We start from the raw sequence: 20,114 nt of genomic DNA, 5'->3' as shown, positions 1-20,114 counted from the left end.
ACCCTTTTTCAGGCCAGCTTTCGGAAAAACGCGTCCGCCGCGGAGCGCGACGCATCCTTTTTCGCGCGCGCCTCGGCCAGGCGTTCGATCTCGGCCTTCAGCACCGAGATGCGCTCATCGATCTCGGCGAGCGAGAGCATCGACAGATCCTGCCCGATCTCATGCACGCTCTTCGGCTTGGGGCGATCATCCTCCGGGAATATCGACATGGCGGCCTCGCATCTGCTCAAACTGCGCGCGGCAGGCTAGCCAACTCACGGCCGCAGTCACGCTGCGCCGCACCATGACGAAGGACGACAGGCCATGAAGCCCCTACCCGAGACGATGACGGCGATCGGCATCGCGCAGCCCGGCGGACCGGAAGTCCTGCGGCCGGAGAGCCGTCCTGTGCCGAAGCCCGGCCCGGGCCAGATCCTCGTCGCCCTCGCCGCAGCCGGCGTGAACCGCCCCGATGTCCTGCAGCGCCAGGGCGGCTACAGCCCGCCGCCCGGCGCCTCCGATATCCCCGGCCTCGAAATCGCCGGCACCGTCGTCGCGCGCGGAGAAGGAACGGAGCGCTTCGCGATCGGCCAGCAGGTCTGCGGCCTCGTCGCCGGGGGCGGCTATGCACAATATGCCGTGGTCCACGAGAGCAACGCGCTGCCCGTACCCGACGGCCTCTCGCTGATCGAGGCCGGCGCAATCCCCGAGACCTTCTTCACCGTCTGGACCAACGTCTTCCAGCGCGGGCGGCTGCAGGCCGGCGAGAGCTTTCTGGTCCATGGCGGCTCGTCAGGGATCGGCACCACGGCGATCCAGCTCGCCAAGGCCTTCGGCGCGACCGTGCTGGCGACCGCCGGTTCCGAGGACAAATGCCGGGCCTGCCGCGAGCTCGGCGCCGACCATGCCATCAACTACCGCACGGAAGATTTCGTCGTGGCGGTGAAGGCGGCGACCGAGGGACGCGGCGTCGACCTCATCCTCGACATGGTCGGCGGCGACTATATCGACCGCAACTACGAAGCCGCCGCCGATCAGGGCCGCATCGTCCAGATCGCCTTCCTCAACGGCCCGAAGGCCACAGTCAATTTCAGCCGGCTGATGCTGAAGCGCCTGACCCATACAGGCTCGACGCTGCGCCCCCGCACCATCGCCGAGAAGGCGGCCATCGCAGCCGAGTTGCAGGAGAAGGTCTGGCCGCTGCTGGAAGCCGGGCGCTGCAAGCCCCTGATCAACGCGACCTTCCCGCTCGCAGAGGCCGCGCAGGCGCACCGGCTGATGGAATCCAGCGCCCATATCGGCAAGATCGTGCTGACGGTGTGACTCCCCTCGCCGTCATTCCGGGGCTTTGCGCAGCGAAGAGCCCGGAACCCAGAACCAATGTCCTTCTGGCGAGCCTTGCAACGAGGTCCGCCCCGTCATGGAAAGCGCATCGTTTCTAGGTTCCGGGCTCAGGCCTTCGGCCTGCCCCGGAATGACGATTCGGTTGCGCCAACTGCCAGCAGCCTCTGCTACTACAGCGCACGCTTTCCATGGACACCTGCCCCGCCCTCGCCTATAAGGCGCGCCATCCTGCTCATCGTCGATGATTTGGATGGCCGGCCGGGGAGGCCGGTCGGCGCATGAGAGCTTTTGTCCGCGACCTTGCCTTGACGAGCCCCAGCCAAGCGAGCTGACGGCGCGAAGGCATTTCAGGAGACGCAACCGTGTCACAAACCCCGCTGATGCCCAAGGCCACCGCGGTCTGGCTGGTCGAGAACACCTCGCTGACCTTCGAGCAGATCGCCGAGTTCTGCAAACTGCACCCGCTCGAGGTGCGCGGCATCGCCGATGGCGAAGTTGCGGCCGGCATCAAGGGCCTCGACCCCATCACCTCCGGCCAGCTCACCCGCGAGGAGCTGGAGCGCGCCGCCAAGAACCCGAGCCATCATCTGCGTCTCGCCGAACGCAAGGTGAAGGTGCCGGAGATCAAGCGGACCAAGGGCCCGCGCTACACCCCGGTCTCGAAGCGCCAGGATCGCCCGAACGCGATCCTCTGGCTGTTGCGCAACCATCCCGAGCTCAAGGATGCCCAGATCATCCGCCTGATCGGCACGACCAAGTCGACGATCGCGCAGATCCGCGACCGCACGCACTGGAACGCCCAGCAGCTCACCCCGATCGACCCTGTCAGCCTCGGCCTGTGCTCGCAGATCGACCTGGATTTCGAGGTCGGCCGCGCCGCCAAGGATCGCCCCGCCGCGCTGGTGGAAGCCGGCTCGACCCTGCTCCCGGCCGAGGAGACGACCGCTCGCGAGCCCAAGCCTTCCGAGAGCCAGCCCTTCGCCGACATGAGCCGGCCGAAGCGCGAGGAGGAGGCCGCGATCGACGTCGATTCCGTCTTCGCCAAGCTGAAGCAGCTCAAGCGCCCGGCCGATGAGGACGACGAGGGCTGAAGCTTTCTAGCCAGCCGTCATGTTCGGGCTTGACCCGAGCATCTCGGAAATCAGTGCTCTCTTGTCCTGAGATTCTCGGGTCGAAGCGTCGCTTCGCCCGAGAATGACGTCAGGATCGGGATTTACCCGATCCCCCTGCCCTTCAGCGCCGTACCGATCTCGCCCAGCACCGCGGGGTCCTCGATCGTCGCCGGCACGGCATAATCCTCGCCATCCGCGATCTTCTTCATCGTCGCCCGCAGGATTTTGCCGGAGCGCGTCTTCGGCAGCCGGTTGACCGTCAGCGCCAGCTTGAACGCCGCGACCGGACCAATCCGCTCGCGCACCAGTGCGACAAGCTCGCGCTCGACCTGCTCGGGCGTCTCGGTCGCGCCTGCCTTGAGCACGACGAAGCCGCAGGGCTGCTCGCCCTTGAGCGCGTCGCGGATGCCGACGACCGCGCATTCCGCCACCGCCGGATGCGCCGCCAGCACCTCCTCCATCCCGCCGGTCGAGAGGCGATGGCCGGCGACATTGATGATGTCGTCGGTGCGGCCCATGATGAAGACATAGCCGTCCGCGTCGATGAAGCCGGCATCCGAGGTATTGTAGTAACCCGGATAGGTCGTGAGATAAGCCTCCCTGAAGCGCTCGTCGTCGTTCCAGAGCGTCGGCAGCGCACCGGGCGGCAACGGCAGCTTGAGCACGATCGCGCCCATCTTGCTCGCTTCGACCTGCCGCCCGCCCTCATCGAGGCACTGCACGTCCCAGCCCGGCAGCGGCACGGTCGGCGAGCCGTGCTTGATCGGCAGCAGGCCGAGCCCCATGGGATCGCCGACGATCGGAGAGCCGCTCTCCGTCTGCCACCAATGGTCGATCACCGGCACCTTCAACAGTGCCTCGGCCCATTTCAGCGTCTCGGGATCGGCCCGCTCGCCGGCCAGGAACAGCGCCCTGAAGCGCGACAGGTCGTGCCCGGCGAGATGCCTGCCCTCCGGGTCCTCCTTGCGGATGGCGCGGAAGGCGGTCGGCGCCGTGAACAGCACCTTGACGCCATGCTCGGCGATCACCCGCCAGAAGGCGCCGGGATCGGGCGTGCCGACCGGCTTGCCCTCGTAGAGCACGCTCGTCGCCCCCTGGATCAGCGGCGCATAGACGATGTAGCCGTGGCCGACGACCCAACCGACATCGGAGGCGCAGAACATCACTTCGCCCGGCCCGACATCGAAAAGCTGGTCCATCGTCGCCTTGAGCACGACCATGTGCCCGCCATTGTCGCGCACCACGCCCTTCGGACGGCCGGTCGTGCCGGAGGTGTAGAGGATGTAGAGCGGGTCGGTGGCGGCGACCTCGACGCAGTCGGCCCTGCGCCCTGCCGCCTTGGCGGCTGCGACCAGCGTGCGCCAGTTCCTGTCGCGCGTGGCATGCATCGAGGCGTCCGCCTGCGGCCGCTGCAGCACGACGCAGGTCTCGGGCTTGTGCGTGGCCATCGCGATCGCGCCGTCGAGCAGCGGCTTGTATTCGACCACGCGCGTCGGCTCGACACCGCAGGTCGCGGTCAGGATCACCTTGGGCTCGGCATCGTCGATGCGCGTGGCCAGCTCCTTGGCGGCGAAGCCGCCGAACACCACCGAATGCACCGCGCCGATGCGCGCGCAGGCCAGCATGGCGAAGGCGGCTTCCGGCACCATCGGCATGTAGATGATGACGCGGTCGCCCTTGCCGACACCGAGATCCTGCAGCACGGCCGCGAGCGTCGCGACCTCGTCGAGCATCTGGGCGTAGGTGTAGCTCGCCTTCGTCCCTGTGACCGGGCTGTCATGGATCAGCGCGACCTGCTCGCCGCGCCCGTCGCGGACGTGGCGGTCGAGCGCGTTGAAGCAGGTGTTGCAGGTCGCATCCGGGAACCAGCGGCCATAGATGCCCGCAGCCGCATCGAAAGCCCTGGCGGGCGGCTTGATCCAGTCGATGCCCTCGGCGATATCAAGCCAATACGCGTCCGGATCGGCCCGCCAGCGGGCATAGGTTTCGTAATAGCCTTCGGCGGGCCGGGCGGGCGCCGCATGGGAGCCATTCATCGGAAGCGTTCCTCTGCGCCGGATTTCATCCTAAAGCCCCGCAGCGAGCCGGCGTTGGCGGGGCCGATTTGCGCGGAAGACTGCGCACTCCCCTTGGCCAGCGCAAGCTTCGTGTGCTTACGACTTTCGCCCATCCCGTTCCGCATCTCTCGGCCCTGCGCCCCGGCGTCGCTCCATGCCCTTCGACCTCGTCTTCTTCGCCGCCATGGTGCCGGCCGTCATCCTGACGGGATTGGCGAAGGGTGGATTCTCCGGGATCGGCCTGCTCTCCCTGCCACTGATGGCCCTGGTCGTCTCGCCGGTGACGGCGGCGGCGATCATGCTGCCGCTGCTGATCGCGCAGGATGTCGTCTCAGTCTGGTCGTACCGGCGCGAATTCGACCGGCGCAACCTGGCGACGCTGGCGCCCGGCGCGCTGCTGGGCGTGCTCGCCGGCTACCTGTTGGCGGCGAAGGTCTCGGATGCGGCCGTCGTCCTCGCCGTCGGGCTGATTTCGATCGGCTTCGCGCTGCGCCGCATGCTGGGCGACGGCAAGAGGCCGCCCGCGGTCCAGCGCGCCAGCTGGGGGCCGGGCAGCCTCTGGGGCTTTCTCTGCGGCTTCACCAGCATGGTCGCCCATGCCGGCGGACCGCCCTTCCAGATCTACGTGATGCCGCAGCGCCTGCCGCCCGCGATCTTCGTCGGCACCGGCGCGATCTTCTTCGCCGCGATGAATCTGGTGAAGATCATCCCCTATCTCGCGCTCGGCCAGTTCAGCAGCCAAAACCTCATGGCGTCTGCCGCCCTGCTGCCGTTCGCCGTGGCCGCGACCTTCGCCGGCGTCTGGCTGGTCCGGCGTGTGCCGGCCGAGCGCTTCTACGGGATCATCTACTGGCTGCTGCTGCTCGTCGGCGCGAAGCTCGTCTTCGACGGCGTGCGCGGCCTGCATCTGCTCGGCTGAGGCGCAGCCGCGCGATTGCGCCGCATCGGAAAAAGGGATGGATTACGCGGAGGCGCACCAGCCGCTAAGGCTGTCCGCGCCTGCGTGGAAGGTTTTGCGATGACCCCTTCGGCCTACGACACCGATCTTGACCGCAACCCGGCGAATTTCCAGCCGCTGACGCCGCTGACCTTCCTCGAACGCGCCGCCGCCGTCTTCCCGGATCGCACGGCGATCATCCACGGGCCGCTGCGCCGCTCCTATGCCGAGTTCTATGCGCGTTCCCGCCGCCTCGCCTCGGCCCTGGCCAAGGCTGGCATCGGCAAGAACGACACCGTGGCGGCGATGCTGCCGAACACGCCGGCCATGCTCGAATGCCATTACGGCGCGCCGATGGCCGGCGCGGTGCTGAACACGCTGAACACCCGGCTCGATGCCGCGATCATCGCCTTCTCGCTCGACCATGGCGGCGCCAAGGTGCTGATCACCGACCGCGAGTTCTCGAAGACGATCAAGGAGGCCCTCGCCCTCTGCAAGGCGAAGCCGCTCGTCATCGACTACGATGACCCGGTCTATGACGGCCCGGGCGAGCGGCTGGGCAGCACCGAATACGAGGATTTCATCGCCGGCGGCGATCCCGATTTCGACTGGCAGATGCCATCGGACGAATGGGACGCCATCGCGCTGAACTACACCTCCGGCACGACCGGCGATCCCAAGGGCGTGGTCTATCACCATCGCGGCGCCAATCTGCTGGCGACCTCCAACGTCATCACCGGCAATATGGGCCGGCATCCCGTCTATCTCTGGACGCTGCCGATGTTCCACTGCAATGGCTGGTGCTTCCCCTGGACGATCTCGATCGTTGCCGGCACCCATGTCTGCCTGCGGCAGGTCCGGGCCAAGGCGATGTACGACGCGCTCGCCGACCATGGCGTGACGCATCTCTGCGGCGCGCCGATCGTGATGTCCGCACTGCTCAACGCCTCAGCCGAGGAGCGCCGCGACTTCCCCCAGACGGTCGCCTTCTTCACCGCCGCCGCCCCGCCGCCCGAGGCCGTGCTCGCCGGCATGAAGCAGGCAGGTTTCGAGGTGACGCATCTCTACGGCCTCACCGAGTGCTACGGCCCCTCCGTCGTCAACGACTGGAACGATGACTGGAACGCGCTTTCCCCTGCCGAGCAGGCGACCAAGAAGGCCCGCCAGGGCGTGCGCTACCCGGCGCTGGAAGGGCTCGACGTGCTCGATCCCGAGACGATGGAGCCGGTGCCGCGCGACGGGCAGACGCTCGGCGAAGTCATGATGCGCGGCAATGTCGTGATGAAGGGCTATCTCGGCAACCCTAAGTCCACGCAGGCCGCGTTCGCTGGGGGCTGGTTCCACACCGGCGATCTCGGCGTGCGCTATCCCGACGGCTACATTCAGCTCAAGGACCGCTCCAAGGACATCATCATCTCCGGAGGCGAGAACATCTCGTCGATCGAGGTCGAGGATGCGCTCTACAAGCATCCCGCCGTTCAGGTTGCCGCGGTGGTGGCGCGGCCCGACGAGAAATGGGGCGAGACGCCCTGTGCCTTCATCGAGCTGAAGCCGGGCAAGGCGGCGACCGAGGCGGAGATCATCGCCTGGTGCAAGCAGCACCTCGCCTCGTTCAAATGCCCGAGGACGGTCGTCTTCGCCGAGGTGCCGAAGACCTCGACCGGCAAAATCCAGAAATTCCGGCTGCGGGAGATGGCGCGGGCGCTGTGAGAGCCCGCGCCGTTCGCCGTCAGGCGCGGTTCAGGCGTCCGTCCGGCGTGTAGTTGTCCACCGCCTCGGGCAGCACCTTCGACAGCCGCGCCAGCAGATCCTCGCGCGACAACCCGGTCTGACGGGCGATCGCATCGATGACCTGCGGCCCGAGCGCCTGCTCCAGATCGGTCGGCGCGACCTCCTCGTTCGGGCCCTGCCGCACCCAGGAATCGGCCTTCTCGCCCTGCCCCGACTGGTTGAAGCGGTCGACGAGCTCGCCGAGGCCGTTGTTCAGCACGGCGCCGACGCCGCCCGCCCCCAGCAATCCGCCGAGGCTGCCGAGCAGGCCGCCACCCTCCTGAGGCACAGACTGCGCCTGTCCCGGCTGGGGCGCAGGAATCTGTCCCGGCTCCGGCTGGCCCCGGCTGCCGAGCCACTCGGAGATCTTGTCGCGGTTCTGGTAACCCGCGACGGCGAGAAGCCCGAGCAGGGCTGTCAGCGACGGAAAACCGCTGCTGCTGTTGTCGTCACTCACGGCGATCACTCCTTCTCTCGTGCAAAGGATACCTGGATCAGACAGTGCGATTGCGGCCGGAAATGGCCGCCCAGACGACCAGGACGACAATGGCACCGACGACGGCGCCGATCAGCCCCGCCCCCTGACCGGGAGCGTACCAACCGAGTGACTGGCCGAGATAGGTCGCGACGAAGGCCCCGATGATGCCCAGGATCGTCGTCAGGATGAAGCCGGACGGCTCGTTCGAGCCCGGCATGATGAACTTCGCGACGACACCGGCGACGAAGCCGATGATGATGGTCCAGATAATGCCCATGCTATCCCTCCCTTGCTGAAGCGCGGCACATCAACCCACGGCCATGCGACAAAGTTCCGTTCGGCCCCGACGGCATCTGCCCATCGGCGCGGACAATAAAAAAACCGGCCCCTTTCGGGGCCGGCTCGTCCGCATCTCGAATCAGTGACGGGTTGAGCGCCCGCTTCGCTTCAATGCAAGGTTCGCGATGGCATCGTCTGCCTTACGCGTTCGATCTCATCCTTCAGTTGCAATTTCTTCCGCTTCAACTCGGCCACGCTGAGATCGCTCGAGGACGGGCTCGCCATAGCCTGGGCGATCGTATCTTCGAGCTGGCGATGCTTGCGCTCGAGTTCCGCAAGACGGGTTTGCAACGACATCTGGATCCTCCTGATCAGCGGTTGACGTCTCAATCTGGCATAGAGCCGGCTTCGCGTCTGCCCTGTGATGTCACACGGCATTCATGAGTTTCTTTGATCCTCTCCGGCTCATTCCCGGAAAGTCGTGAATAGGACGACCTTCAGGCCCTTGCGCGACGGCGGATGCCCTTGCGGGGCGCGCAGCGGCAAAGGCATAGTCACGCCCAATAACGGCGATGATGAGATGGCCATGGGATTCGAGCTCAGCCCTGAAGAGGTCGAGACCTTCACCGCGGAGCTGGCGCGGCTGCGGGAGGAACATCGCGATCTCGACAGTGCCATCGATGCGCTGGAGCGGGTCGGCTCGATCAACCAGATCCAGGTGCAGCGGCTGAAGAAGCGCAAGCTCTACCTGAAGGACCGCATCGCCCAGATCGAGGATGCGCTGACTCCCGACATCATCGCGTGACGCTGCGCCTTTCCGGCGGCGCTGTGCCCGATTCGCCCTTGCTTCACGGGCCCTGGACGGTCTAGATCGCGCGCTTCCGTAAGCGGAGCCCGAGCGCATCTCATGGCCGAGACCAGCACACCCGTCGCCATCATCATGGGCAGCCAGTCCGACTGGGCGACGATGCGCCACGCCGCCGAGACGCTCGACGCGCTCGCCATCCCCTATGACGCCCGCATCGTCTCGGCCCATCGCACGCCGGAGCGCCTGTTCGCCTTCGCCAAGGGCGCCAGGGCCGAGGGCTTCAAGGTGGTGATCGCCGGCGCCGGCGGCGCCGCGCATCTGCCGGGCATGGCGGCATCGCTGACGCCGCTGCCGGTCTTCGGCGTGCCCGTCGAATCCAAGGCCCTGTCGGGGCAGGACAGCCTGCTCTCCATCGTGCAGATGCCGGCCGGCATCCCGGTCGGCACGCTCGCCATCGGCCGGGCCGGCGCCGTCAACGCGGCCCTGCTCGCCGCAGCCGTGCTCGCCCTTTCGGATGCGGGCCTGGCGGAGCGGCTGGACGCCTATCGCGCCCGCCAGAGCGCAGGCATCGCCGAGCGGCCCAACCGGGACGAGGCATGAGCCCGCCCGTCCCCACCGGCCTTGCGCCGGGCGCCGTGCTCGGCATCCTCGGCGGCGGCCAGCTCGCCCGCATGATCGCGCTGGCGTCGGCCGATCTCGGCATCCGCTGCCATGTCTTCGCGCCCGAAGCCGACAGCCCGGCCTTCGACGTCGCCGCCCGTCACACCATCGCCGACTACGAGGACGAGGCCGCGCTCGCCGCCTTCGCGGGTGCCGTCGATGTCGTGACCTATGAATTCGAGAACGTCCCGGCCGCGACCGCGGCCTTCCTCGCCGGGCGTGCCCCGCTGCATCCCGGCGCACGCGCTCTCGCGGTGACGCAGGACCGTTTCAGCGAGAAGAGCTTCGTCGCCGGGCTCGGCCTGCCCGTGGCACCCTTCCGCGCGGTCGATTCGCTCGCCGACCTCGAAGTCGCCGTCGCCGAGCTCGGCCGCCCTTCGGTGCTGAAGACCCGGCGCTTCGGCTATGACGGCAAGGGACAGGTCAAGATCGCGCCCGGCAGCGATCTCGCCGAGGCGCATGAGGCGATCGGCCGCTTCCCCGCGATCCTCGAAGGCTTCGTGCCCTTCGTCCGCGAGGTTTCGGTCGTCGCCGCCCGCGGCATCGACGGCGCCTTCGCCGCCTTCGACGTCTGCGAGAACGAGCATCGCGACCACATCCTCGCCTTCACCCATGTGCCCGCGAATCTCTCCGCCCCGGCCTCCGATGCGGCGATCGAGGCCGCACGCCGCATCGGCGAGGCGCTGGGCTATGTCGGCGTCTTCACCGTCGAGCTGTTCGTGCTGGAAGCGCAGGTCGGCAAGGGCGAGCGCATCGTCGTCAACGAGATCGCCCCGCGCGTCCACAATTCCGGGCATTGGACCAGCGAGGGCGCGCTGACCTCGCAGTTCCACCAGCATGTCCGCGCCGTCTGCGGCTTCCCGCTCGGTGCCACCACCCGGCGCGGCCGGATCGAGATGGAAAACCTGATCGGCGACGCCGCGCTGCGGTGGCGCGAGATCCTGGCCGAGTCCGGCGCCCATCTCCACCTCTACGGCAAGCGCGACGCCCGCCCCGGCCGCAAGATGGGCCATGTCACGCGGGTCATGCCGGAATAAGCATCGCCGTCATGCTCGGGCTTGCCCCGTGCATCTGGTGCCGGAAGAGGCTCCCAGGCCTTGTCCTGCCGGAGATTCTCGGGTCTGCACTTCGCTCCGCCCCAGAATGACGCCACGGTTCTATCGGAACCACGGAAAGCCCTAGTAAAAACCGCCATTTTCACCGCTCCATGCCGTGGACAGGCGAAATGAATTCTGGTATCCGCACGAACCTTCGAGCGATGTGCCCTGCGCCATCGTCGGCGCTGATTATTGACTCAACCCGCTAAGGACGGACGTTTCACGTGCAGGTTCTCGTTCGCGACAACAATGTCGACCAGGCTCTCCGCGCTCTCAAGAAAAAGATGCAGCGCGAAGGTATCTTCCGCGAGATGAAGCTCCGCGGCCACTACGAGAAGCCGTCCGAGAAGAAGGCGCGCGAGAAGGCCGAGGCCGTCCGCCGCGCCCGCAAGCTGGTTCGCAAGAAGCTGCAGCGCGAAGGCCTCCTGCCTGCGCCGGTCAAGCCGAAGCGCCCCTGATCCGTTCCGGACGGCCTTCGGGCCGCCTTGGAAAGGGCCGATAGCGATCTGCGCCTGGAGCCCGCTCCGGGCGCTCTTGCTTTTCGGCGGCGTTAACCAAGTTTTGGCGGGTTTGAGTCGTTCTTTCCCGTGAGGCGCTGTCGGTTGGGGAGCGCAGAGACGCCGCGGCCGGCCCTCGGGCCGGATCAGCCTCCCGCAAGGGGGCAAGCGGCAGGCGAAGCACTGAACCAAAAGAGGCAGAGCATGATCCGAGGCAGGTATTGGCTGGCAGCAGCCGGCATGGCGGTCGCGCTCGCAGGGTGCGACACCGTCTCGAATTTATCCTCGCAGCCCGCCGTCGCCGAGCTCGACACACGCGACACCGCCGATGCCAACGTCAACATCGGCTCGTTGACCGAGGTCATCAACCGTAACCAGAACGACCCCGGCGCCTATAACACCCGCGGGGCGGCCTATGCCCGGGTCGGCCGCTTCTCGGACGCGATTTCGGACTTCACCAAGGCGGTCCAGATCGACCCGAACCTGGCTTCGGCCTACACGAATCGCGGTCTCGCGCTGCGCCAGAGCGGCCGCACCGACGCCGCGCTGGCCGATTTCAACCGCGCCACCACGGCCAATGCCAATTATGCGCCGGCCTATGTCGCCCGCGCCAACCTGCTGCGCCAGCAGGGCAACAGCCAGCAGGCCATCGCCGACCTCAACACCGCGATTCGCCTCAACCCGGAAGCGGCCGAGGCCTTCCATGCCCGCGGGCTGGTCTACCAGAAGGAAGGCCAGCATCAGCATGCCGTCACCGATTTCGATTCGGTGATCGACCGCAATCCCTACACCGCCCCGCCCTATATCGCGCGCGGCCAGAGCCTGAACGCGCTCGGCAAGTACGACGCCGCGCTCGAGGATTTCACGGCCGCGCTCAATGTCGACAACCGCAACGCCGACGCCTGGGCCGGCCGCGGCTTCGCCTTCGAGAAGCTCGGCAAGAAGACCGAGGCCTCCGAAGCCTATCAGCGCGCGCTGGGCCTCGACGGCAACAACGCCCAGGCGCGGGCCGGCGCCTCCCGGATGGGTGGCGGCGGCGGCTTCTTCCGGAGCTGAGGAGCCACTCTTCGGGCTTCTTCAGGGTGACGCGCCGGCCTTGGCCGCCTGCGCGCCCACCGTGCGGGTTTCGGCTCCGGCCGGGCCGCCCGCGGCGACATCCGCGAGGAAACGCCGCACCTCGGCGACCGAGCCGTAGCGCGGCAAATCCTCGTGCCGGCCGGCCGGAAAGCGCAGGAAGCGCTTGGGCGTGTTGGCCAGCTCATAAAGCGCCTGCCCCTGGGCGAAGGGGATGACCTGGTCGCGCTCGCCATGCATCACGAGCAGCGGCACCTTGACCCGCCCGATGATCTCGTCCGAGCGGAACTTGTCCTTCATCAGCAGCCCCACCGGCACGTAAGGGTAGATGGCCTGCGCGACGGAGACGGTCGAGAGATAGGGTGCTTCCAGCACCACCGCTCGCAGCGGCACCTCCGCCGCCAGCTTCAGCACCACGCCGGTCCCGAGCGATTCTCCGTAGCCGACCAGCCGCCCGGTGCCGAAACGCTCGGCAGCGGCGCCATAGGCGGCGCGGGCATCCTGCAGCAGCCCCTCCTCGCTCGGGCTGCCGGTCGAGCCGCCATAGCCGCGATAGCTCACCGCGAAGAGCCCCGTCCCGTCTTCCGTCAGCGCGCGGAACCGCCCCGCCCGGCCTGCCCGCCCGAGATTGCCGGCATTGCCATGGAAATAGAGCAGGACGGGCTTGTCGGCGCGCGGCGGCACGACCCAGGCGACGAGCCGTTCACCATCGGCGGTCGCGATGCTCGCCTCCTCAGCCGCGACGAGGCCCGCGGTCGCGATATCGGCCCTGGCCGGATCACGCGGATACATCAGCTCGCGCTGGCGCAGATAGAGCATGCCTAGCATGGCCAGATAGCCGGCGACGCCAAAGACGAGCAGCAGCTTCAGAAGGCGCAGAATCATGCGGGGGCATGCCCGGAAAGCGAAAGGGCCGGCGATCAAGCCGGCCCTTTGCAGCAATCCGATGACGGCTGGCGTGTTTAATGCGCCATCGCCTTGACGATGTCGTCGGTGACCTTCTTGGCGTCGCCGAACAGCATCATCGTGTTGGGCCGGAAGAACAGCTCGTTCTCGACGCCGGCATAGCCGGCCGCCATGCCGCGCTTGATGAAGAGCACGGTCTTGGCCTTCTCGACGTCGAGGATCGGCATGCCGTAGATCGGCGATGCCTTGTCGGTCTTGGCCGCCGGGTTGGTGACGTCGTTGGCGCCGATGACGAAGGCGACGTCGGCCTGGCCGAATTCCGAGTTGATGTCCTCGAGCTCGAAGACCTCGTCATAGGGCACGTTGGCCTCGGCCAGCAGCACGTTCATGTGGCCGGGCATGCGGCCCGCCACCGGATGGATGGCGTATTTGACCTCGACGCCTTCCTTCTTGAGCAGGTCGGCCATCTCGCGCAGCGTATGCTGCGCCTGGGCCACCGCCATGCCGTAGCCCGGCACGATGATGACCTTGCCGGCGTTCTTCATGATGTAGGCGGCATCATCCGCCGAGCCCTGCTTGACGGGCCGAGCCTCGACCGCACCGCCAGCGCCCGCCGCGGCATCGTCGCCGCCGAAGCCGCCGAGGATGACGGAGATGAAGCTCCGGTTCATCGCCTTGCACATGATGTAGGACAGGATCGCGCCCGACGAGCCGACCAGCGCGCCGGTGATGATCAGCGCCATGTTCCCGAGCGTGAAGCCGATGCCGGCGGCGGCCCAACCCGAATAGGAGTTGAGCATCGAGACGACGACGGGCATGTCTGCGCCGCCGATCGGGATGATCAGCAGGATGCCGAGCGCCAGCGAGACCGCGACGATCAGCCAGAAGACCGCATGGCTCTCCGACTTGATGAAGATCGCCAGCAGCACGATGAGCGCGATGCCGAGCCCGATATTGATGCCGTGGCGCTGCGGCAGCATGATCGGCTTGCCGCTCATGCGCCCGTCGAGCTTGAGGAAGGCGATGATCGAGCCGGTGAAGGTGATCGCGCCGATGGCGACGCCGAGCGCCATCTCGAACAGGCTCGCGCCCTTGATCGAGCCGGTATGGCCGATGCCGAAGGCTTCCGGCGCATAGAGCGCCGCCGCCGCCACCAGCACGGCGGCAAGGCCGACGAGCGAGTGGAAGAAGGCGACGAGCTGCGGCATCTGCGTCATCTGCACGCGCTTGGCCATATAGGCGCCGATGCCGCCGCCGATGGCGATGCCGAGGATGACCAGCAGCCAGCCGGAGAAGCCGGAGGGCGGGAAGAACAGCACGGTCGTGACGATGGCGATCGCCATGCCGATCATGCCGTAGCGGTTGCCCTGCCGCGAGGTCGTCGGATGCGACAGGCCCCGCAGGGCCATGATGAACAGGACGCCCGAAACGACGTAGAGCAGGGCTGAGAGGTTCGCGGCCATGCGTCAGCCCTTCTTCTTGTACATCGCGAGCATGCGCTCGGTGACGAGGAAGCCGCCGAAGATGTTCACCGAGGCGAGGATCAGCGCCAGGAAGCCGAAGACCTTGGCCCAGATCGGCCCGTCGCCGAGCGCCGGCAGGGTCTCGACGCCGACGGCGAGCAGCGCGCCGACGACGATGACCGAGGAGATCGCATTGGTGACCGACATCAGCGGCGTGTGAAGGGCCGGCGTCACCGACCAGACGACGTAGTAGCCGACGAAGACGGCGAGCACGAAGATCGCGAGGCGATAGACCGTCGGGTCGACGCCGCCGGTGGCGATGCTGGCGGCGGCGGCGGCCTGGTCGGCATAGCGCTCGGCGAGCTCGGCCGCTTGCCTGGCGAGCGCGGCCGCGTTGCGGGCCTGTTCGAGAGCCTGTTCGGTGGTCGGATTTGCCATGTTCGGAATTCCTTCGCTCAGGCCTTCGGCGCGAAATTCGGATGGATGACGGCGCCGTCCTTCGTCAGGGCGGTGGCCTTCACCAGCTCGTCGTCCCAGTTCACCGCGAGCTTCTTCTCGGCCTTGTCGATCAGCGTCTCGACGAAGGCATAGAGGTTCTTGGCGTAGAGCGAGGACGAGGTCGCCGGCAGGCGGCCGGGCACGTTGAGATGGCCGACGATCTTGACGCCGTTCGGGGTCGTGACGACCTCGCCGGGCTTCGCCAGCTCGCAATTGCCGCCGCGCTCGACCGCGAGGTCGACGATCACCGAGCCCGGCTTCATGCTCTCGACCATCGCGGTCGAAATCAGCTTCGGCGCGGGCCGGCCGGGGATCAGCGCGGTGGTGATGACGATGTCCTGCTTGGCGATGTGGCTGGCGGTCAATTCCGCCTGCTTCGCCTGATACTCCTTGGACATCTCCTTGGCGTAGCCGCCGGCCGTCTGCGCCTGCTTGAACTCCTCGTCCTCGACGGCGAGGAACTTGGCGCCGAGCGATTCGACCTGTTCCTTGGTGGCGGGGCGCACATCGGTCGCGGTCACGATGGCGCCAAGGCGGCGCGCGGTGGCGATCGCCTGCAGGCCGGCAACGCCGACGCCCATGATGAAGATGCGCGCGGCCGGCACCGTGCCCGCCGCCGTCATCATCATCGGCAGCGCCCGGCCGTATTCGGCGGCGCCGTCGATCACGGCGCGGTAGCCGGCGAGATTGGCCTGCGAGGACAGCACGTCCATCACCTGCGCGCGGGTGATGCGCGGCATGAATTCCATGGCGAAGGCGGCGACATTGGCCTTGGCCAGCGCCTCGACCTGCGCCTCGCTGCCATAGGGGTCCATCACGGCGATGACGAGCGCGCCCGCAGGCAGGCCGGCGATCTCGCCCTCGCCCGGACGGCGCACCTTCAGCACGATGTCGGCACCGGCGAGCGCCTTGGCCGCGGTCTTCGCGATCGTCGCACCGGCCGCCTCGTATTCCGCGTCGACGATGCCGGAAGCAATGCCGGCCCCCGTCTGGATCACGACCTCGGCGCCGAGGCCCTTGAACTTGCGGACGGTCTCCGGCGTCGCGGCGACGCGGGTTTCCGCCCCTTGCGTTTCGGCTGGGACAGCAATGCGCATGGTGGGGCAGGCCTTTCCGGCGTTATGGGAAGACGGTCAGAGCAGCAGGAGCGCGAGCAGCATCAGCACCAGCGCGACGAGCGGTGCACGCCAGGAAATCGAGGGAGCGGCGATGCCGACGCCCGTGCCGACCACGGCGAGCAGCGTGCCGATCAGTGCCGTGCCCCAGGCATGCTTGGTGCCGCCAACCGCGAGCGCCGCGACGATCGCGAGGCAGGCGACGGTGCCGACCTCGGCGAAGTGCACGAAGCCCGTATAGGTCCGTTCATGCTCGTTATAGTCCATCGCGGGGATGTCGGCATGTTGGGCGTGGTCGGCCATGGTCTCGATCCTGAAAAAGACACAGTCTCTTTACGCCTGTAGCGCACCCGCGACGCACGGGCAACGCGGCAGCGACGCGTGCCGGCGAGATGCATCGCTCGCCAGCCTGGCACCTATCCAATACCGGCGGCCATTCGCCATTTCAATCGATTTAATCGGACGTAACCCGACAGTATCTCATCGCCGCCCTTGGCGGCCATTAACGGCATTTCGGCAAAGGCCGGGACGATCCTCCCGGATTCGGTTAAATTCTTGCAATCGAGTGGAGGCGCTTTCCGTGGACGATCCGCGCAAGAATACCGATGGCGATGATCGCTTCGCGCTCGATCCCGCCCTGCAGGTGAAAGCCAGGCGCTGGTTTGCCGAAGCACGAGAGCAGACCAAGCGCGACGACGAGGAGATCGCCGCCTGGCGCAGCGACGCCCGTCCAACCGGAGGCGATGGCGGAAGCGGCGGTTTCGGCGGCGACGGCGGAGGGGATTGCGGCGGGGGCGACTGAGCCGCTCAGGCCTGCGCCTTCAGCCCGGCGCCCGCCAGCGCCGTGCTTTGCCGCTCGGCCACTCGCTCCAATGAGAAGCCGTCGATCTCCGCCTCGAACAGCCGGTGGAAATTCAGCTCCGCGTCGAGATGAAGGAAGACGCCGCCGAGCCCGATCGCGGCGCGGTCCATGAAGACGAACTCCCGCGGCACGGTCACCGGCCCGCGCTGCTTCAGGGCCTGATGCACCTGGAAGGCCTGCTTGCGGCCGTATTCGGCCGGGCTGACGCCTTCGGCGATACGCCGTGTCCGGTCCTCCAGCAGCGGCCCGTAGATGAAGCGCGCCCAGATGTTCAGCGTGTCGACGAGATCCTTGGTCAGCCCCTTGAAGCCCCAGGTCTCGTAGGCATGGACGACGCGGGCATCCTCGCCGTCGCGCAGGCCGCGATAGAGATCGACCACCCCGCCGACGAAGGAGGGCGGGAAGATGCGGATGCAGCCATAGTCGAGCAGGTTGATGCCATCAGGCTCGCCGGCCTCCGAAAACACCGTGTAGTTGCCGAGATGCGGGTCGCCATGGATGACGCCGTGATGGCTGAAGGGCCGCCACCAGGCCTTGAACATCGCGGTCGAGATCCGGTCGCGCGCCTCCTGCCCGTCCTGCTTGTGCGAGAGGATGGGGCTGCCGTCGAGCCAGTGCATGGTGAGCAGCCGCCCGGTCGAGAGCCCCGCCTCGACAGCCGGCACGCGCACCTGCGCCGTGTCGGCGAGGATGGTCTGGTAGAGCGCGATATGCTTCGCCTCGCGGCGGTAGTCGAGCTCCTCGCGGACGCGGGCGCCGATCTCCTTGGCGATCTCGGTCGTATCGATCACCGCGCCCATGCGCCGATGCAATGCGAACAGTATCTCGAGCTGGGCGATATCGGCTTCCACGGCCGATTCCATGTCGGGATATTGCAGCTTGCAGGCGAGGGGGGCGCCTTCGGTCGTCGTGGCGCGGTGCACCTGCCCGAGCGAGGCCGCCGCCGCCGGCTTGAGGTCGAACTCGCCGAAGTGCTCGCGCCAGCCCGCGCCGAGCTCCGCCATCATCCGGCGCTTGACGAAGGCCGCGCCCATCGGCGGCGCCTGCGACTGCAGCTTCTGCAATTCGGCGGCATATTCGGGCGGCACGACGTCGGGAATGGTGGCGACGAGCTGGGCCACCTTCATGATGGGCCCCTTCAGCCCGCCGAGCGCCTTCGCCAAGGCCTCGGCATTGGAGGCATCGCGTCCCTCGACGCCGAAGAGCCGGGCGCCGGCGATCCGCGCCGCCACCCCGCCGACATTGGCCCCGACGCGGGCATAGCGCGCGGCACGGGCAGAAAAGCGGTTGGCTTCGGTATCGCGGTCGGACATCGGCTCGCTTTCGCGGGATCGGGCTTCACCTGATGTAAGCCGTCGCGCGGGGGATGCCAGTGCGGCCCGTCGCCTCGCCGGTCATGCCGCGGGCCGAGTGCGCCCCGGCGCATGGGGCCGCGTCACGGCCGCCCCAACCGTTCGAGCGCCGTCCTGAAAGGGGCGTCGGAGACACGGATGAAGCCGAGATAGGGATGATCCATGTCGATGATGAGGACCAGGGCGACACTGACGGACAGGGCGCAGACGAGCAGCGTGAACACGACCGTCCCGTTGCTCGGCGCGAGGATACCGAAGGAGGCGAAGAGCAAGGTGAACCACAGGATCAGCACCGCGAGGAACGGCGTGGGAAACCCGCCCACCTCCGTTTCGGTGCGCACCCATCTCGCTTCGGCGATGTCGCCGCTGACCTGCAGCGCGCGGGACTGAAGCAGGCGCTGCGCTTCGGTCGTCGGCGTCAGGCCCCGCAGCCCATCCTGAATGGCTTCGACGTCGAAGCCCTCGGCCAGCGGGACATCGTGGACGCCGTCATCCCGTTCGGCGCTCAGCCTCGCTTCGAGCGCCTTGCGAAGCGCCAGGCGCATCGGCTGCGTTTCCGGCCCGTAATGCGCCATGACGCGATCGAGCAGGAGCACGCGCGCCGCCGACGTCCGCCTCTCCAGGCCGGCATCGTCGAAGGATCGCTTCGCCGAAGCGATGAGGAGCCCGAGCGCCAGCGCGGAAAGCGTCCCGATGATCGCCGTCGCCAGCTTGATCGCATCCCTGGATTCGGGAGCCAGATGGTGGTCGGGCAGGCGCGAGCGCAGCACCATCCCTGCGAGCGCCGCGCCGAACACGCAGAGAAAGGCGATGCAGCCGATGGCGATGGGGCTCATTGCGCGCCTGATGCCTCTCGCCCTGTCGGGCAAGCCGGCAAGATATCGTCAGCTTGACGTTGCGTCCACCGCCGGCCGGCGTCCCGCGAGATCCGCCCGCACCTCGGCCACGCTGGCGGCCCGCCCTCCGGCAGCCTCGACCTTGCGGACCGTCTCGGCGATCAAGGCTGCATTGGTCTTGGTGCAGCCGAAGGGCGCATCCTCCAGCCCGCCGCGAACATGGACCCCGCGCGCGACGGCGGGCGCGATCAGCTCGGATAGATCGACGCCAAGCCCGGCGATCATCACCGGGGCTTCGGGAGCATCCTCGGCCAGCAGCTTGAGATGCGCCTCCAGCGCCCATTCGCGCGGCGGAAAGCCCCAGGCGAAGGTGTCGGAGAACATCAGCCGGTAGATCGGCGTGGGCATGCCTGGATAGGCCCTGGCCAATGCGGCCCCCAGCCGCGTGAAGCCGGGCTCGTAGATCGCATAGCTCGGATGGACCTTGTGACGCTCGGCCACCTCCATGCCCTCGCGGATATGCTCGCCGGGGTTCTGATAGATGAAGCCCGGCTCTCCCTGCGGGATGCCGGCGAAGGTCGTCCAGTTGCACGAGCCGGGATCGAGCACGCCCCATTCGACGAGGCCGCGCTTCGCGAGTTCCTCGAGATGGGTGTACCGGCCCGAGCCGATCATGTCGCCGGCATAGCCGGAACCGAGGATCGGGATCGTCGGATAGACGATCGCGTCGACCTTGGCGCGAATGCCCTCGATCGCCTGCGCATAGAGCTCCCAGTCGTCGCGCTGGCGGCCCGTCGCGACATCGTAGACGTGCAGATGCACGATCGCAGCACCGGCCTCGACCGCCGCGATGCCGTCGGCGACGATATCGGGAATGCTGATTGGAATACCAGGCTGGCGCTCTTTGCCCCAGGGCCCGTTGATCGCGGCTTCGATCCAGATCGGCTTGGTCACAGGCATTTCCTCGATCGGCTTATGCGGCTTTCCGCA

23 protein-coding genes are annotated in these 20,114 nt (G+C 67.5%); 10 read left to right on the top strand and 13 right to left on the bottom strand.

All coding sequences use genetic code 11. From position 1 onward, the window contains the following. Positions 1 to 8: 8 nt before the first annotated feature. Entirely contained in the window at positions 9 to 209 is a 201-nt protein-coding gene (locus AC2FAN_RS25310; protein ID WP_265049944.1) for a DUF1192 domain-containing protein, read from the bottom strand. A gap of 94 nt (positions 210 to 303) precedes the next feature. Between AC2FAN_RS25310 and AC2FAN_RS25305 the strand changes: the two genes are divergently transcribed. Beyond that, entirely contained in the window at positions 304 to 1,302 is a 999-nt protein-coding gene (locus AC2FAN_RS25305; protein WP_485176807.1) for an NAD(P)H-quinone oxidoreductase, read from the top strand. A gap of 383 nt (positions 1,303 to 1,685) precedes the next feature. Further along, on the top strand, positions 1,686 to 2,414 hold the full coding sequence (locus AC2FAN_RS25300) for a DUF1013 domain-containing protein (protein WP_265049946.1): 729 nt from the start codon (positions 1,686 to 1,688) through the stop codon (positions 2,412 to 2,414). Positions 2,415 to 2,536: 122 nt separating this feature from the next. On the opposite strand, the gene AC2FAN_RS25295 is transcribed toward AC2FAN_RS25300, so the two are convergent. Further along, positions 2,537 to 4,471 (bottom strand): propionyl-CoA synthetase, encoded by a 1,935-nt coding sequence (locus tag AC2FAN_RS25295; RefSeq protein WP_485176806.1) that lies wholly within the window; start codon positions 4,469 to 4,471, stop codon positions 2,537 to 2,539. A gap of 175 nt (positions 4,472 to 4,646) precedes the next feature. Here AC2FAN_RS25295 and AC2FAN_RS25290 point away from each other — a divergent pair, with 175 nt between their 5' ends. After that, positions 4,647 to 5,411: a sulfite exporter TauE/SafE family protein gene (locus AC2FAN_RS25290; RefSeq protein WP_265049948.1), complete on the top strand. Its 765-nt coding sequence runs from the start codon at positions 4,647 to 4,649 to the stop codon at positions 5,409 to 5,411. Positions 5,412 to 5,510: 99 nt separating this feature from the next. Then, positions 5,511 to 7,139 (top strand): acyl-CoA synthetase, encoded by a 1,629-nt coding sequence (locus AC2FAN_RS25285; protein ID WP_485176805.1) that lies wholly within the window; start codon positions 5,511 to 5,513, stop codon positions 7,137 to 7,139. 19 nt (positions 7,140 to 7,158) lie between these two features. Here AC2FAN_RS25285 and AC2FAN_RS25280 read toward each other — a convergent pair whose 3' ends face one another. The 3 genes from AC2FAN_RS25280 to AC2FAN_RS25270 form a co-directional block, all read right to left on the bottom strand. After that, the gene (locus AC2FAN_RS25280; RefSeq protein WP_265049950.1) at positions 7,159 to 7,656 is read right to left on the bottom strand and encodes a YidB family protein; all 498 of its coding nucleotides are present in this window, start codon (positions 7,654 to 7,656) and stop codon (positions 7,159 to 7,161) included. Positions 7,657 to 7,693: 37 nt separating this feature from the next. Continuing rightward, positions 7,694 to 7,954, bottom strand: coding sequence for a GlsB/YeaQ/YmgE family stress response membrane protein (locus AC2FAN_RS25275; protein WP_265049951.1), 261 nt, complete (start codon positions 7,952 to 7,954; stop codon positions 7,694 to 7,696). Between the two features lie 170 nt (positions 7,955 to 8,124). After that, a complete protein-coding gene (locus tag AC2FAN_RS25270) occupies positions 8,125 to 8,313 on the bottom strand; it encodes a YdcH family protein (protein WP_265049952.1) in 189 nt (62 codons plus the stop codon). A gap of 229 nt (positions 8,314 to 8,542) precedes the next feature. Here AC2FAN_RS25270 and AC2FAN_RS25265 point away from each other — a divergent pair, with 229 nt between their 5' ends. The 5 genes from AC2FAN_RS25265 (at position 8,543) to AC2FAN_RS25245 (ending at position 12,074) form a co-directional block, all read left to right on the top strand. Then, positions 8,543 to 8,761: a YdcH family protein gene (locus AC2FAN_RS25265; protein ID WP_055728071.1), complete on the top strand. Its 219-nt coding sequence runs from the start codon at positions 8,543 to 8,545 to the stop codon at positions 8,759 to 8,761. 102 nt (positions 8,762 to 8,863) lie between these two features. Beyond that, on the top strand, positions 8,864 to 9,364 hold the full coding sequence (gene purE / locus AC2FAN_RS25260; protein ID WP_265049953.1) for a 5-(carboxyamino)imidazole ribonucleotide mutase: 501 nt from the start codon (positions 8,864 to 8,866) through the stop codon (positions 9,362 to 9,364). Beyond that, positions 9,361 to 10,461, top strand: coding sequence for a 5-(carboxyamino)imidazole ribonucleotide synthase (locus AC2FAN_RS25255; RefSeq protein WP_485176804.1), 1,101 nt, complete (start codon positions 9,361 to 9,363; stop codon positions 10,459 to 10,461). Before purE ends, AC2FAN_RS25255 begins: the two co-directional genes overlap by 4 nt. A gap of 284 nt (positions 10,462 to 10,745) precedes the next feature. Then, the gene (rpsU, locus tag AC2FAN_RS25250) at positions 10,746 to 10,979 is read left to right on the top strand and encodes a 30S ribosomal protein S21 (protein WP_038359685.1); all 234 of its coding nucleotides are present in this window, start codon (positions 10,746 to 10,748) and stop codon (positions 10,977 to 10,979) included. A 243-nt stretch (positions 10,980 to 11,222) separates the two neighbouring features. Next, positions 11,223 to 12,074 (top strand): tetratricopeptide repeat protein, encoded by an 852-nt coding sequence (locus AC2FAN_RS25245; RefSeq protein ID WP_265049955.1) that lies wholly within the window; start codon positions 11,223 to 11,225, stop codon positions 12,072 to 12,074. Between the two features lie 21 nt (positions 12,075 to 12,095). On the opposite strand, the gene AC2FAN_RS25240 is transcribed toward AC2FAN_RS25245, so the two are convergent. The 5 genes from AC2FAN_RS25240 to AC2FAN_RS25220 form a co-directional block, all read right to left on the bottom strand. After that, complete coding sequence (locus AC2FAN_RS25240) at positions 12,096 to 12,977, bottom strand: alpha/beta hydrolase (protein WP_476806178.1); 882 nt, start codon at positions 12,975 to 12,977, stop codon at positions 12,096 to 12,098. A 77-nt stretch (positions 12,978 to 13,054) separates the two neighbouring features. Beyond that, positions 13,055 to 14,461, bottom strand: a complete 1,407-nt coding sequence (locus AC2FAN_RS25235) for an NAD(P)(+) transhydrogenase (Re/Si-specific) subunit beta (protein WP_265049957.1) — start codon at positions 14,459 to 14,461, stop codon at positions 13,055 to 13,057. Between the two features lie 3 nt (positions 14,462 to 14,464). Beyond that, positions 14,465 to 14,899, bottom strand: coding sequence for an NAD(P) transhydrogenase subunit alpha part 2 (locus tag AC2FAN_RS25230; protein WP_485176803.1), 435 nt, complete (start codon positions 14,897 to 14,899; stop codon positions 14,465 to 14,467). Positions 14,900 to 14,916: 17 nt separating this feature from the next. Next, on the bottom strand, positions 14,917 to 16,056 hold the full coding sequence (locus tag AC2FAN_RS25225; RefSeq protein ID WP_485176802.1) for a Re/Si-specific NAD(P)(+) transhydrogenase subunit alpha: 1,140 nt from the start codon (positions 16,054 to 16,056) through the stop codon (positions 14,917 to 14,919). Positions 16,057 to 16,092: 36 nt separating this feature from the next. Continuing rightward, the gene (locus AC2FAN_RS25220) at positions 16,093 to 16,377 is read right to left on the bottom strand and encodes an aa3-type cytochrome c oxidase subunit IV (RefSeq protein ID WP_265049960.1); all 285 of its coding nucleotides are present in this window, start codon (positions 16,375 to 16,377) and stop codon (positions 16,093 to 16,095) included. Between the two features lie 277 nt (positions 16,378 to 16,654). On the opposite strand from AC2FAN_RS25220, the gene AC2FAN_RS25215 reads away from it, so the two are divergent. Next, positions 16,655 to 16,876 carry a hypothetical protein gene (locus tag AC2FAN_RS25215; protein WP_485176801.1) on the top strand — a complete coding sequence of 74 codons (222 nt, stop codon included), beginning with the start codon at positions 16,655 to 16,657 and terminating at the stop codon, positions 16,874 to 16,876. Between the two features lie 5 nt (positions 16,877 to 16,881). On the opposite strand, the gene AC2FAN_RS25210 is transcribed toward AC2FAN_RS25215, so the two are convergent. The 3 genes from AC2FAN_RS25210 to AC2FAN_RS25200 all read right to left on the bottom strand — a co-directional run bounded on the left by AC2FAN_RS25210 (position 16,882) and on the right by AC2FAN_RS25200 (position 20,078). Next, positions 16,882 to 18,249 carry an ABC1 kinase family protein gene (locus tag AC2FAN_RS25210; RefSeq protein ID WP_485176799.1) on the bottom strand — a complete coding sequence of 456 codons (1,368 nt, stop codon included), beginning with the start codon at positions 18,247 to 18,249 and terminating at the stop codon, positions 16,882 to 16,884. Between the two features lie 122 nt (positions 18,250 to 18,371). Beyond that, positions 18,372 to 19,124, bottom strand: coding sequence for a bestrophin-like domain (locus AC2FAN_RS25205; RefSeq protein ID WP_485176797.1), 753 nt, complete (start codon positions 19,122 to 19,124; stop codon positions 18,372 to 18,374). A gap of 48 nt (positions 19,125 to 19,172) precedes the next feature. After that, positions 19,173 to 20,078 carry a beta-keto acid cleavage family enzyme gene (locus AC2FAN_RS25200; RefSeq protein WP_485176796.1) on the bottom strand — a complete coding sequence of 302 codons (906 nt, stop codon included), beginning with the start codon at positions 20,076 to 20,078 and terminating at the stop codon, positions 19,173 to 19,175. Between the last annotated feature and the right edge of the window lie 36 nt (positions 20,079 to 20,114).

It is taken from the genome of Allobosea sp. RIT-PG3_2 (assembly GCF_057321085.1).
This window is presented reverse-complemented; position numbering and strand designations above follow the sequence as displayed.